Origin of the sequence: Anoxybacillus sp. J5B_2022, from assembly GCF_026847645.1 — a bacterium.
Lineage (GTDB): Bacteria > Bacillota > Bacilli > Bacillales > Anoxybacillaceae > Anoxybacteroides.
In genome coordinates this window covers 23,452-36,420 of the sequence record NZ_JAPSMC010000005.1, presented here as the reverse complement: position 1 = coordinate 36,420, position 12,969 = coordinate 23,452, and the positions used below count along the sequence as shown (strand labels likewise).

The following is a 12,969-nucleotide window of genomic DNA, read 5'->3' as shown; positions in this document are numbered from 1 at the left end:
CACATATAAAACTAGGACATTCTAATGATAGCTCAAGATGAGGACAAGGTCAATATAATCGTCAATGAAAACGCTCACACTTCGACAAGATTCTCACATCCACCACGAAATAAACGCGTTTAATAGCTTAGACGTTTGTTCATGTACGATTTGCTGTTTATACGATTCGTCCATATGCTCAAACGGAACGGACGGAAGGAAAAATAGCGCCCCGGATAACTCCTGTTTCGCTTCTTTCCATTTTTGGTCGGTTGTCACATAAAACACATGGCTCATTCCCGCCTCTTTCAATTCGCGCGTCCAATCGTTTAAACGCTCTACACATGCATCAAGCGTTTCGGACAAAAAATATGTAAATGATGGAAGAAGAAAAAGCCGTCCTTTTAGTTGTCGCTCGATTTCGTTTGTTATAAGCTGCATAAACTCTCCATCCGCCGCCACTAATTTCGCGCGTTCGGAAAAAGTGAGCGGCAGGAGTGGAAGAACGGCTGTGTCAATATACTGTTTTTCTTTTTCATACATGTCAACGTCATGAACTGTCCATTTCATTACTATTCTCCCCTTTTTCATCGTTCCTTAATCAGCCTATCACATTTTTGGAAAAAAGAAAAACCTTGCGTTGCGCAAGGTTTAAAGCCGCCTTAATTGGTCGGTCAGCCGCTTAAATTCTTGTTCGTCTTGGCGGTCTAACGCCTCATCGATAAGTTTCATCAGCCGCTGTTTTTGAAAGTTATGCAGCGATTTTTCTAAAAACTGCTCCGCTAATATTTGGTCAGTTTCGTTTACTTGCGCCTGTTTTGGGGCATACGGATTTTCCTCTAACACGGCAACGTACTGCGGTGAATGAAAAGAAGCTCGGAAGTTCAGTTGGATGTAAATGTCTTCGTCACGATTGAGGCGAATATCGTGAAACGATTTTTCCGCATCGGTTGTCATCACGTTTTCTTTGTAAAAGCGGAACGGAACATCATCGACGCAATGAGTTGACATGACCATGCCGCGCGGACAATATTGGGCGTTCTCCACGAAATGCACTTTTTGCATTAATTGGTCATGGCTCATTAAGTAGTTTAAAATCCAGACACACTCGCGCCGTTTTAGTTGGTAATGGCTTAAAAACCAGCGGATGAACTCTTTTTTTTCGTTCACGGACACCGTCATTCTTCTTCCCCCTTTGCCGGTTTCCAAGAAAGAGGTGATGTCGCAAGTTATTACTCTTCTTCTAGTTGCAATAGCATTTGCGCCGCCTCTGTATGAGCAGGGTCGAGGCGCACAATTTGCGCAAACATCGCCTTCGCACGTTCGCGATCTCCTTCTTCGATTAAAAAATACCCATATTCTTCTAAAAACGCCACGTCATTCTTAAAGAAAGTATATGCCTCTTGGTAATGATTTAATGCATCGGAATACATTTCAAGCTTATGTTTCGCGCGAGCAAGGTACCATTCAAATTGCGGGTCGTACTCGCCTTGTTTCATCGCGGACTCTAGGGAAGCAACAACTTCGTCATATTGCTCGTTATGCATAAGCACCCCCGCTAACGCTAAAAGTGCTTCGACATAGCATGGGTCGATATCGACCGCCTTTCGCAAATACGTTTCCGCTTCCTTTTGCTCGCCGAGTTTTAACGCGGTTTTTCCAGCGTATAGCAATAACTCTTTATTCCATTCGTCGACAAGCAAACCTTCTTTCGCAATGTCATAGCTTTTTTTCGTATCGCCTTCATGTTCGTACGCTTTCGCTAAATACAAATAAAGCGGTATATAATCGCGATCTAACTCTTTTAGCTGCGTGAGCTTTTCAATTGCCGTTTGATAATATTCCGCCTGAAACGCGGTAAAGCCGTAGCCGAACAACGTGTGGCTGTCGATTTTCTTTTGCACCGTTTGTTCATAATACGGAAGCGCTTGTTCGAACTCCCCTAACAAACTAAGCGCTTCCGCCAATCGCCCTGGAATAAACGTGCCGGCAACGGTCGTTTCGCGCGCGAGTACTTTTTCATAAAACGAAACGCTTTTTCCGTACTGCCCCGTCGCAAAATAAAGCTCGGCAAGGGCAAATTCGATAATCGGTTCATTCGGCGCTTTTTCGTACGCCTTTAATAACTTTTGTTCGCTCACTTCCTCAAGCCCTTGCATTTGGTAAAGATCGGCTAAAAGTAAGCATGCCCGCGGAAAAAGCGGGTCGTCTTCATCAATGTCTGCTAACAAGGCGAGCGCTTTTTCGTCTTCGTCAAGTTCTGTATAAATTTCTGCTAAAAATAGCGCCAGCTCGCCTTCTTCGCGGTAGCGCTTCATGAGCTCTTCGACAAGGTCGCGCGCTTCTTCTAATAGCCCCCACGAAAAAAGATGGTCAGCAAGCATATATTTTTCGTCGTCGGTCGCTTCTTTTTTTATATTGGGAAGAAGGGAAAGGGCACGTTCGATATCACCATTTTCCACAAGTTGCACAAGTTCGTCGATTCGGTTCATGGTCCACACTTCCTTATGTAAAATTTGCCGTAAACATCCCTGGCGCACGGACAACTCGTTCACGTCCAAAGCCCGGCTGAAAAAAGAGTTCGTCACCTGCTTTCATCACTTTGCCGTTATGAACGGTAATCACCGGAACATGTTTATCATAATCGACAACAAACGTTTCGGCAACCTTGCTGCTTATGTGCGCATATAAATTATAATCTACTTCGCCGCCGATGCGGAGATCTCCTTTTTGCGGGTAAATGCCGATTTTCTTTAATACAGCAAGCGGCAGCGGCACGCGCTCTTTGTCGGCGGCGTTAACCAATAGGGAACGAGTAAAAGCGGATACGAAGCGAACGTGTCGTACATCCAACCCCAAGCGATTTTTTCTAGCGGCTCTTCCCCATTCAGTTCAACAAATAAAACAGGAATATGGAGGCGTTTACACGTTCTGACAAACGATGGGGTTAGCGTGCGCAGAGGGATTTTCACTCCGATGAAAAAATCAATTGGGCTGTTGAGTAAATGTAAGCGAAGGTGTTGTAAAGAAGGCAACAGTTGTTTTTCATACAGAACATCGCACACTGCTAATAGCGTCGTACACCCTTTCGTGAGGAAATGTTGTTGCATATACGCCTTAAATTGCAAAAAAGGTCGCGGATTGCTAAACGAAAAATCGAGCATGACATGGCCTGGTGTCATCACAAATTCGCCAACCGGCATGCGCACCCACCGGTACATCGCCGCTTGCTCGCCGATGTAATCGATGCGGTTGTTCTCCACCACAAGCGAACAGCGCTTCACCGCTCCTTCCCTCACTACCGTTGCCTCATCGATAATATACGGCACGTCCCCACCCCCCTTTAAGACAAGCTATGAAGGGGCAGGAAAAAGTATGAACAGTTTTTTGTAAAAAAAGAGACCGCCATGCGGCCTCTTTTTAGTTGGAAAGCAACGAGTCCAAATGTTCAAAAAACGTCGGATACGAGACGGCGATCGCTTCCGAGCGATGAAGCGACATCGTTCCTTCGGTGATGCACGCAGCGATCGCCAGCATCATGCCGATGCGGTGGTCGCCGTGGCTGTCGACTTCAACGCCGTCCGCTTTGAGCGGCGTTTTGCCGCGGATAATCATGCCGTCATCGGTCGCTTCAATATGTGCGCCAAGCTTTTTCAATTCGGTGACGACCGTATCAATGCGGTTCGTTTCTTTCACCTTTAGCTCTGCCGCATCTTTAATGACGGTCGTGCCTTCCGCCTGCGTCGCGAGTAATGCAATAATCGGAATTTCGTCAATTAAGCGCGGAATGAGCGCCCCGCCAATTTCGGTCGCCCGTAACGCCGACGTGCGAATCGTAAGGTCGCCAATCGGCTCTGTGTCTTCGTTGCGGACGTTTTCGATCGAAAGTTCTGCCCCCATTTGCTCGAGCACGTCGAGAATACCTGTTCTCGTCGGGTTTAGCCCAACGTTTTTCAAGACGATTTCGCTATGTGGTACAATCGCGCCAGCCACTAAGAAAAAGGCAGCGGACGAAATATCGCCAGGGACGTATACATCCGTTGCTTTTAGCGTTTGTTTGCCGCTTACCGATACCGTCAATCCATCGACGACGACTTCCCCGCCGAATAAGCGCACCATTCGTTCCGTATGGTCGCGCGATTTCGCCGGCTCGGTCACCGTCGTCGTCCCGTCGGTGAACAGCCCTGCTAATAAAATCGCTGATTTCACTTGCGCGCTGGCGACTTTTGATTCGTATTGAATCGGGCGCAAATTGCCGCCGCGAATCGCAAGCGGCGTATAGTTGCCGCCCGCACGTCCGTCAATATGTGCTCCCATCATCGTTAGCGGCTTTGTCACCCGCGCCATCGGCCGTTTCGCAATCGACGCATCACCAATTAAGCATGCGTGGAACGGGCATGCCGCTAAAATGCCGAGCAACAATCTCGTCGTCGTTCCCGAGTTGCCGACGTTTAATATGTCGGCCGGCTCTTGTAGCCCGTCAAGTCCTTTTCCTTCGACGACAACATCTGTCCCGTTTTGCGTAATAGCGACTCCCATTTTGCGAAAGCAATCAATCGTACTTAAACAATCTTCCCCTGGCAAAAAGTTCGCAATCGTCGTCGTTCCTTTCGCAATCGCCCCGAGCATCACCGCCCGATGGGAAATCGATTTATCGCCAGGGACGTGAATCGTTCCCTTTAATGATTGGACATTCGTTTGTAGCTGTTTCATTCCGCTCACCCTTCGTACGTTTCGTAGTTCGTATGTTTTTTAATGCATTGTTTCGCACGCTCGCGATCTTCTTCGCTTTGGAAACTTAAACGCAACACGCCGTAAATTTCTTCCCGCGTTTCAATGATGCGAATGTTCGTAATGCTGATGCGCTCCTCGGCCAAATAGCCAGTAATTTCGGAAATAACCCCGGGATAGTCCGGCACGTCGACATATAAATCGTAAAACGACGGAATCGCCCCTTTCGTTCGGACAGGCAACCCATCGCGAAACTGCTTCGCTTCTAAAAAATAACGGTAAATTTCGTCGCTTTCTTCCCGCTCGACAAACGACCGCACTTTTTGCATTTCCATCATCCAGCGGTCAAATAACGCGAGCAACTCTTCTTTGTTATGTAAAAAAATGTCGCGCCACATTTCCGGATTGCTTGAGGCAATGCGCGTAATATCGCGAAACCCGCCCGCCGCAAGCCGGCTGACTAGCTCGTCTTCTTGTTCGTGCTGCTGCGCTTGGTGCACAAGGCTTGCGGCGATAATGTGCGGAAAATGGCTAATGACGCCGGTAATCCGGTCATGTTCTTTCGGCGAAAGCGTGACAAAATGCGCTTTCGTCCCTTTTAGCCATTGTTTCAATCGCTCGACTTCGCTTTCCGGCACTTCTTCCGTCGGCGTTAAAATGTAAAACGCATTTTCAAATAAATGCGCTCGTGCTGCCGTTACGCCGCTTTTATGCGAACCCGCCATCGGGTGTCCGCCGATAAACGTAATCCCTTTCTCTAATAGCCGCTTCGCATGTTGCACGATGCGCTGCTTTGTGCTGCCGACATCGGTGACGATGACAGACGGCTTTAGACGGTAGGTGAGCATTTCTGCTAAAATTTTTTCCGTCTGCATGACCGGCGTCGCTAAAATGATGACGTCCGCTTGCGCCATCCCTTCTTCAAGGGAAAAAACAGCATCATCAATGACGGCAAGCGTCTTCGCAAGCTTCATTTCTTCTTCATTCACATCAAAGCCAATCACGACAGACTCAGGATGTTCTTTTTTGATTGCTAGCGCCATCGAACCGCCAATGAGCCCAAGTCCGACGACAAATACCGTTCCTTCCAACCGTTTCACCTTCTCCTATAAAATGCGCCCGCCGCAATGTGCGGCGAGCTTGTTAGACGAATTGTTTTTCTTTTAAGAGCTGCGTAATCGCCGCAAACACGTGCTCGTTTTGTTCTTCCGAGCCAACCGTAATGCGCACCGATGTTGGAAACCCGAGCGCATTTCCTGAGCGAACAATGATGCCGCGTTCAAGCAAATATTGAAACACTTCGTTCCCCTCAATGCCAAAATCGACTAAAATAAAGTTCGCTTCCGACGGATAATAGCGCAAGCCGTGCTGCTGGCAAAAACGGTAAAATGATGCAAGCCCTTGCTTGTTTTTCGCCGCACACGCTTCGATAAACGCTTGGTCATCAAGCGCTGCGACGGCTGCTACTTGGGCGATGCTTGACGTATTAAACGGCTCGCGCGCAGGCTCGATTTGCCGAATGATCGCTTCGCTCGCGACGCCATAGCCAACGCGCAAACTTGCTAAGCCGTACGCTTTCGAAAACGTGCGCAACACCATTAAATTGTCATACTCCGAAAGCAACGGCACCGTTTGTGGATAATCGTCCGCTGTTACATATTCGTAATACGCTTCATCCGATACGACGAGCACATGTTTTGGCACGTTCCGCAAAAACTCAGAGAACTCCGCGTCACTCACGTACGTACCGCTCGGATTGTTCGGGTTGCACACCCAGACGACGCGCGTCTGTTCGTCGATTGCTTCAAGCATTTTTTTCAAGTCGTGCCGTCCGTCCACGAGCGGCACTTCGCGAATTTCCGCCCCTTCAATGACGGCGTTATGGCGATATTGTGGAAACGTCGGCGTTGCCATCACCGTATTTGTTCCTTTCGTTAAAAAGGCGCGGCAAATAATTTGCACGACTTCGTCCGAGCCGTTGCCAAAAATAAGCTCTGTTTCCTTTACGCCGAGATGCTGTGCTACTTTTTCCCGTAATACGCGCGCATAGCCGTCTGGATACAATGCTAACCGGTCAAGTTCTTTTATGATTGCTTCTTTCACTGCCGGCGACGAGCCGTACGGGTTTTCGTTCGACGCAAGCTTAATGACATTCGTCAAGCCGTACTGCCGCTTCACTTCCTCGAGCGATTTTCCTGGCTGGTAAGGAGTGAGCCCTTGCAGCTCTTTTTTCACGTTCATCTTCTCACCTCATTACAAAAATCGGCGCCTTCCTGTAATGGTGCCACTAGCTGTTCAACGTAGCAGCGAAACTCGTCGAGTGCATATTGCTTCGTTTCTTGTTGCAACAATCGGTCGGACAGCTCTTCCACTTTTTGCACGAGCGCGCTGCCGACGACGACCCCATCGCAATGCTCTTTTAATACTTGCACTTGTTCGCTTTTGGAAATGCCAAAGCCAACGACGACCGGAACGCGGCTATATTGCTTCACTTCCGCTAAAAATTCGTTAATGGCCTCCGGCAACGTATCGCGAACACCTGTCACCCCTAACGACGATACACAATACAAAAATCCTTGTGCCTGCGAAGCAATTTTTTCGATCCGCTCTTTCGATGTTGGAGCAACGAGCGAAATAAGAGGCAACCCTGTTTCTGCGCTCAGACGACGAATCGGCTCGCTTTCTTCAAATGGTAAATCAGGAATGAGGACGCCGTCTACCCTGTTTTCTTTCGCTAAAGCGAAAAAGGATTCTTTTCCTAATTGTAACACAGGATTGTAATACGTAAAGATAATAATGGGAATTTTCACCCCTTTTTTTCGCATGTTTCCGGCTAATTTGATTGCGTCTGGAAGCGTCATGCCCTGCTTTAGCGCACGCGCGGACGCCCGTTGGATAATCGGACCGTCGGCGAGCGGGTCGGAATATGGGACACCGAGCTCTATTACATCTGCTCCCGCCGCTTGCAAGACAAGCGCTAAATCAATTGTCACGTCCGGATGCGGGTCGCCAGCGACAAGAAACGGAATAAACATATTAGTTCCCGATAAACGCATGTTCGCTCGCTCCTTTCAAATGGGTCATCATCGCTTGCACGTCTTTATCGCCGCGGCCGGATAAACAGACGAGCACCGTTTCGTCTTTGGAACGTTGTCTGGCGATTTGAAACGCTTTAGCGAGCGCATGCGCCGACTCAATGGCCGGAATGATTCCTTCTTCTCGGGCAAGCTGTTGAAATGCTTCGAGCGCTTCTTCGTCCGTCACACTTTCGTAGCGGACGCGGCCGATGCTCGCTAAATACGCGTGTTCCGGACCAACTCCCGGGTAGTCGAGCCCGGCGGAAATCGAGTACGGTTCCGTAATTTGCCCGTATTCATCTTGCAATAAATACGTCATCGAGCCGTGAATGACCCCTTTTGTTCCTTTCGTAATCGTCGCAGCGTGATACGGTGTGTCGATCCCCTTTCCAGCCGCTTCCACTCCGACCAATTCGACATCGTCTTCTAAAAACGGATAAAACATGCCGATCGCGTTGCTGCCTCCGCCAACGCACGCGACGACCACGTCCGGCAACTTTCCTTCCCGCTTGATAAACTGCTCTTTTGCTTCATCGCCAATAATGCGCTGAAATTCGCGCACCATTTTCGGATACGGATGCGGACCGACGACAGAGCCGATCATGTAAAAATGGTCGTCGCAATGTTGCACCCAATAGCGAATCGCTTCGTTCGTTGCATCTTTTAACGTCCGATTGCCGCTGTAAACCGGCACCACTTCTGCGCCTAATAATTTCATACGGAATACGTTTAGCTCTTGCCGCTTGATATCTTCTTCGCCCATAAAGACGATGCATTCCATCCCAAAACGGGCAGCAACGGTCGCAGCTGCCACTCCGTGTTGTCCCGCGCCCGTTTCGGCGATCAATTTTTTCTTCCCCATCCGCTTTGCCAACAGCGCCTGTCCGATGGCGTTATTAATTTTATGGGCACCGGTATGGTTTAAATCTTCCCGCTTGAAATAAAGGCGGGCGCCGTTTAATTGTTTCGTGATATTTTCCGCAAACGTTAGCGCCGTCGGGCGACCGGAATATTCTCGTAAACTATGCATATATTCCTCGCGAAACGACGCATCAATAAGCGCCTCGTTAAGTGCCCGCTCGATTTCTTCAAGCGGACGCATTAGCGTTTCTGGAACAAATTTGCCGCCAAACTCGCCGAACCGGCCGTTTTCATTTGGTACATTGTACATCACACTTCACCCTCTTCTCGATTTCGTTCATTTTCGCCACGCTTTTTTTGCCGTTTTCTTCAATGCCGCTGCTAATATCAATTCCGTGCGGCTGATAGATAAGTAGTTGTTCGACGTTTTCCGGCGTAATTCCTCCGGCAATAAAGCAAGGGACGCCTTGCCTTGCTGCTTCTTCTAAATAAAACGGTACCGCCTCCCAATCAAACGACACTCCCGTTCCGCCCCATGCGCCGCGCACCCGGCTATCCACGACATATCCGTCGACGACACGCGCGTATTGTTTCATTTTCGTTAGCGCGTCTTCGCCATGATGAATCGCCTTCCAGACGGGAAGTCCCGTCGCCTCTTTAATTTTCGCCACTTGCTCGGCCGACTCATTGCCGTGGCATTGAATCACCGAAAGCGGAACGAGGCGAGTTACTTGGCAAATACGTTCCGCCGTTTCGTTAACAAACACACCGACGAGTTTTTTGCCGTGAAGCGGCACCGCTTCAAGCCATTCTTTCACTTGATGCTCCTCGACTTTCCGCTTACTTTCCGCAAAAATGAGGCCGAGATAGTCTGCTTGACTGCTAGCTCCTTTTTGTAAATCAGCAAGCGAACGATGGCCGCAATATTTAAGAAGGACGGACAAAATCTTCGACCCCCTTATATAAATCGCGCACTGCTTGAGAGACATCGTTCTGCCTCATAAGCGATTCGCCGACTAAAACAGCGTGTGCTCCGTAGGCGTGCACCGTCTGCAAATCGGCGGAAGTGGCGATGCCGCTTTCGCTGACGATCACGCTCGTTTTCGGCACAAACGGCACAACTTCTTTCGTCGTGTCAAGCGACGTCGTAAACGTATGCAAATTGCGGTTATTAATCCCGATAATGTCCGGCGTAAACAGCGCTAAAATGTTTTCTAACGTTTCACGACTGTGCACTTCCACTAAACATTCTAGCCCTTTTTCATACGCTTCTTCATATAATTCGTATAACGTTTTTGGTGGAAGCGCTTCGCCGATTAATAAAATCGCATCAGCGCCGATTCGGACGCTTTCTTCAATTTGCAGGCGGTCAATAATAAAATCTTTGCGCAAAACCGGAACGCCAACCGCTTGTTTAATATCCGTCAAATATTGCCGATGCCCTTGAAAATACACTTCGTCGGTCAAAACGGAAATCGCATCCGCCCCCGCCTGTTCATACGCTTTCGCGTGATCGACCGGATGAAAATCACGACGAATGATTCCTTTCGACGGCGACGCTTTTTTCACTTCAGCGATGAGACCGATTGCTCGTCGGCGATTTTTTAGCGCCGCGGCTAGTGAAAAGCGCGGTACATCACACTCCGGTGGGAGCGTGAGCGTACGGATTTCGTTTCGTTTCGTGGCAAGAATTTGCTCAAGCATAGTGTTCGACCTCTTTCGTTTGCAAGCGGCATAATTGGATGAGCGCCTGCTTTGTCATAATCGCTTCTTTCGCCAGATCGACTCCTTCACGAATGGATGCTGCCTTTCCAGCTACATAAAGAGCAACTCCGGCATTTAGGCTGACAATATTGATCGCGCTTTCGTTCGCCGTCCCTTCCATCACGGCACGAAGCAGCGCAGCGCTTTGCGCCACCGTATGAACTTGAATGTCTTCTAATGTTCCGCGCGGCAATCCGCACTCTTCTGGCGTTAAGACGAACCGGCGAATTTGACCGTCTTTTAATTCAACGACGTCCGTTTCCGTCGTAATGCTACATTCATCTAATCCGTCTCGGCCCGTCACGAACAATACATGAGAAGAACCGAGCCGTTTTAACGTTTCGGCCAGCTTTTCCGCATAGCGCGTCGAGTACACACCGATCACTTGCCGCTTACAGCGCGCTGGATTGGAAAGCGGCCCAAGCAAATTAAAGACGGTGCGGAAGCCGATTTCTTTGCGCGGAATAGCCGCATGTTTCATCGCCGCATGGTACAGCGGGGCAAATAAAAACGCTAATCCTTTCGTTTGCAACGCCGCTTTCGCTTCTTCCGGCGTCGTTTGAATCGGAATATGAAGCGCCTCTAGTACATCGGCGCTGCCACTTTTCGACGATACCGCTCGGTTTCCGTGCTTGGCGACTTTGACACCGAGCGAGGAAGCGACGATCGCCGCCGCGGTAGAAATGTTGAACGTCGCTTTTTCATCGCCCCCTGTCCCGCACGTATCAATGACATCGTCTTCGCATGCGACCGTCACCATATGGCTGCGCATGCCGCGGGCCAACCCTGTTAATTCATCGACCGTTTCGCCGCGCAGGCGCAAAATCGACAGGAAGCTCGCAATTTGGCTAGCGGTGGCTTCCCCTGACATGATCGCCATCATCGCCTCATACGCTTCTTGTTCCGTCAACGTCTCGCCTTCAATGCATTTCGCTAGCAGCTGCTTAAACATATAAATTTCCTCCTTTTGCAAATACCGTTTCCGCTAGTTCGATCGCTTTAATTAGCGCGCTTGCTTTATTGCGCGTTTCTTTCCACTCGAGCTCTGGGATCGAATCTGCAACAATGCCAGCACCCGCTTGCACGTATGCATAACCATCTTTCACAACAGCGGTGCGAATCGCAATGCACGAGTCGATGTTTCCGTCAAAGCCGATGTAGGCGACCGTACCAGCATATACGCCGCGCGCCGTCGGCTCTAGTTCATTTAAAATTTGCATCGCCCGTACTTTCGGCGCTCCGCTCACCGTGCCGGCAGGAAACGCCGAAAGTAAAGCATCGATCGGGTGAACATCATCTTTTAACTCTCCCGTCACTTTCGAAATTAAGTGCATCACATGAGAAAATTTGCCGATTTCCATAAGCACAGGCGTCTTGACCGTGCCGTATTTGGCGACTTTGCCGATATCGTTTCGCGCTAAATCAACGAGCATATAATGCTCTGCCCGCTCTTTCGGATCGTGAAGCAGCTCTTCGGCAAGCAAAGCATCTTCCTGCTTTGTCCGGCCGCGCCGGCGCGTGCCGGCAATCGGATGAATTTCGATTTTCCGATTTTGCACTTGAACAAGCTTCTCCGGCGAACTGCCAACAATTTCGGCGTCGCTCGTTTGCAAATAAAATAAATATGGCGATGGATTAATTTTTCGCAGCATGCGGTACAATTGAAAACCGGTGATGCGAATCGGAAGTGAAAACCGTTGCGACAACACCGCTTGAAAAATATCGCCAGCGGCGATATACTGTTTGATCGTTTCAACATCTCGCAAAAAAGCGGCACGTTCATACGTCGATGTCACCCGTTCAAACGACACATGTTTCGTTTGTTCTTCTTCAAACAGCGGCAATAGCGGCTGGCTTCCGCTTGTCGCCTTTTTCATCAGCGCTTCGATCGTTTGCAGCGCTTCTTCGTACTTTTGCCGCATTGATTGTTCATTGTCACCTTCATGCAACCGAATGTAATGAAGTAAGACAACTTCCCGTTTTGCGTGGTCAAAAGCGATGAGCGATTGGCACACGAAAAAATGAGCGATTTTCATTTTCAAATCACGACAAGAATGAAAGGGAACTTTTTCAATCGTCGAAATGAAATCGTAGCTTAAAAATCCGACGGCGCCGCCGACGAACGGAATGTCCGCTTCCACCGGTTTCACTTGCAGCGTTTGCTCAACGTACAATAGCGCTTCTTTCAGCGACGAAACCGATGTGACTACCGCTTTTCGTTCATCGAGCACGGAAAAAGACTGTCCCGTTTCGCTTTCAATTGTCAAAAACGGAGAAAGACCGATAAACGAATAGCGCGACCAAGGCGATTGTTCATCTTTGCTTTCGAGCAAAAAACTCGCTTCGCTCTTTAAATTTTCAAACAACTGCAACGGCTCTAACGCATCGGCAAAAAAGCGGCGCACAATCGGAATGGTGCGAAACTGCTTCGCATCTTCTAAAAAGGTGGTCAACATGTTCTCTCCTCCATTCAGACGGAGAATGAGGGTTTAATGAGGCAAAAAAGAAGAAAACCCAAAGACGTGATAGCCTTTGGGTAGATCGGTTCATATTTATG

14 protein-coding genes are annotated in these 12,969 nt (G+C 49.0%); all 14 read right to left on the bottom strand.

The features are described 5' to 3' along the window. Positions 1-93: 93 nt before the first annotated feature. A complete protein-coding gene (locus M4I42_RS02575; protein ID WP_268850685.1) occupies positions 94-549 on the bottom strand; it encodes a YpiF family protein in 456 nt (151 codons plus the stop codon). A gap of 81 nt (positions 550-630) precedes the next feature. Further along, entirely contained in the window at positions 631-1,161 is a 531-nt protein-coding gene (locus M4I42_RS02570) for a ReoY family proteolytic degradation factor (RefSeq protein ID WP_268850684.1), read from the bottom strand. A 50-nt stretch (positions 1,162-1,211) separates the two neighbouring features. Continuing rightward, entirely contained in the window at positions 1,212-2,471 is a 1,260-nt protein-coding gene (locus M4I42_RS02565; protein ID WP_268850683.1) for a tetratricopeptide repeat protein, read from the bottom strand. A 13-nt stretch (positions 2,472-2,484) separates the two neighbouring features. After that, positions 2,485-2,757 carry a hypothetical protein gene (locus M4I42_RS02560; protein WP_268850682.1) on the bottom strand — a complete coding sequence of 91 codons (273 nt, stop codon included), beginning with the start codon at positions 2,755-2,757 and terminating at the stop codon, positions 2,485-2,487. Further along, complete coding sequence (locus M4I42_RS02555; RefSeq protein WP_268850681.1) at positions 2,733-3,308, bottom strand: hypothetical protein; 576 nt, start codon at positions 3,306-3,308, stop codon at positions 2,733-2,735. Before M4I42_RS02555 ends, M4I42_RS02560 begins: the two co-directional genes overlap by 25 nt. A gap of 91 nt (positions 3,309-3,399) precedes the next feature. Beyond that, positions 3,400-4,692: a 3-phosphoshikimate 1-carboxyvinyltransferase gene (aroA, locus tag M4I42_RS02550; RefSeq protein WP_268850680.1), complete on the bottom strand. Its 1,293-nt coding sequence runs from the start codon at positions 4,690-4,692 to the stop codon at positions 3,400-3,402. 5 nt (positions 4,693-4,697) lie between these two features. Further along, positions 4,698-5,801: a prephenate dehydrogenase gene (locus tag M4I42_RS02545; protein WP_268850742.1), complete on the bottom strand. Its 1,104-nt coding sequence runs from the start codon at positions 5,799-5,801 to the stop codon at positions 4,698-4,700. A gap of 52 nt (positions 5,802-5,853) precedes the next feature. Continuing rightward, positions 5,854-6,951 (bottom strand): histidinol-phosphate transaminase, encoded by a 1,098-nt coding sequence (gene hisC, locus M4I42_RS02540; protein ID WP_268850679.1) that lies wholly within the window; start codon positions 6,949-6,951, stop codon positions 5,854-5,856. After that, positions 6,948-7,766, bottom strand: coding sequence for a tryptophan synthase subunit alpha (trpA, locus tag M4I42_RS02535; protein WP_268850678.1), 819 nt, complete (start codon positions 7,764-7,766; stop codon positions 6,948-6,950). Before trpA ends, hisC begins: the two co-directional genes overlap by 4 nt. Further along, positions 7,747-8,958 (bottom strand): tryptophan synthase subunit beta, encoded by a 1,212-nt coding sequence (gene trpB / locus M4I42_RS02530; protein ID WP_268850741.1) that lies wholly within the window; start codon positions 8,956-8,958, stop codon positions 7,747-7,749. Before trpB ends, trpA begins: the two co-directional genes overlap by 20 nt. After that, positions 8,939-9,637, bottom strand: a complete 699-nt coding sequence (locus M4I42_RS02525; protein ID WP_268850677.1) for a phosphoribosylanthranilate isomerase — start codon at positions 9,635-9,637, stop codon at positions 8,939-8,941. Before M4I42_RS02525 ends, trpB begins: the two co-directional genes overlap by 20 nt. Beyond that, positions 9,576-10,352, bottom strand: coding sequence for an indole-3-glycerol phosphate synthase TrpC (trpC, locus tag M4I42_RS02520; protein ID WP_268850676.1), 777 nt, complete (start codon positions 10,350-10,352; stop codon positions 9,576-9,578). The genes M4I42_RS02525 and trpC overlap by 62 nt, the downstream gene beginning before the upstream one ends. Continuing rightward, entirely contained in the window at positions 10,345-11,364 is a 1,020-nt protein-coding gene (gene trpD, locus M4I42_RS02515) for an anthranilate phosphoribosyltransferase (protein ID WP_268850675.1), read from the bottom strand. Before trpD ends, trpC begins: the two co-directional genes overlap by 8 nt. Next, a complete protein-coding gene (gene trpE / locus M4I42_RS02510) occupies positions 11,357-12,868 on the bottom strand; it encodes an anthranilate synthase component I (protein ID WP_268850674.1) in 1,512 nt (503 codons plus the stop codon). Before trpE ends, trpD begins: the two co-directional genes overlap by 8 nt. Between the last annotated feature and the right edge of the window lie 101 nt (positions 12,869-12,969).

Coding starts and splice junctions, on each gene's coding strand:
- M4I42_RS02575 (WP_268850685.1), bottom strand. CDS start 549: ATGAAATGGACAGTTCATGACGTTGACATGTATGAAAAAGAAAAACAG.
- M4I42_RS02570 (WP_268850684.1), bottom strand. CDS start 1,161: ATGACGGTGTCCGTGAACGAAAAAAAAGAGTTCATCCGCTGGTTTTTA.
- M4I42_RS02565 (WP_268850683.1), bottom strand. CDS start 2,471: ATGAACCGAATCGACGAACTTGTGCAACTTGTGGAAAATGGTGATATC.
- aroA (WP_268850680.1), bottom strand. CDS start 4,692: ATGAAACAGCTACAAACGAATGTCCAATCATTAAAGGGAACGATTCAC.
- hisC (WP_268850679.1), bottom strand. CDS start 6,951: ATGAACGTGAAAAAAGAGCTGCAAGGGCTCACTCCTTACCAGCCAGGA.
- trpA (WP_268850678.1), bottom strand. CDS start 7,766: ATGCGTTTATCGGGAACTAATATGTTTATTCCGTTTCTTGTCGCTGGC.
- trpB (WP_268850741.1), bottom strand. CDS start 8,958: ATGTACAATGTACCAAATGAAAACGGCCGGTTCGGCGAGTTTGGCGGC.
- M4I42_RS02525 (WP_268850677.1), bottom strand. CDS start 9,637: ATGTCTCTCAAGCAGTGCGCGATTTATATAAGGGGGTCGAAGATTTTG.
- trpC (WP_268850676.1), bottom strand. CDS start 10,352: ATGCTTGAGCAAATTCTTGCCACGAAACGAAACGAAATCCGTACGCTC.
- trpD (WP_268850675.1), bottom strand. CDS start 11,364: ATGTTTAAGCAGCTGCTAGCGAAATGCATTGAAGGCGAGACGTTGACG.
- trpE (WP_268850674.1), bottom strand. CDS start 12,868: ATGTTGACCACCTTTTTAGAAGATGCGAAGCAGTTTCGCACCATTCCG.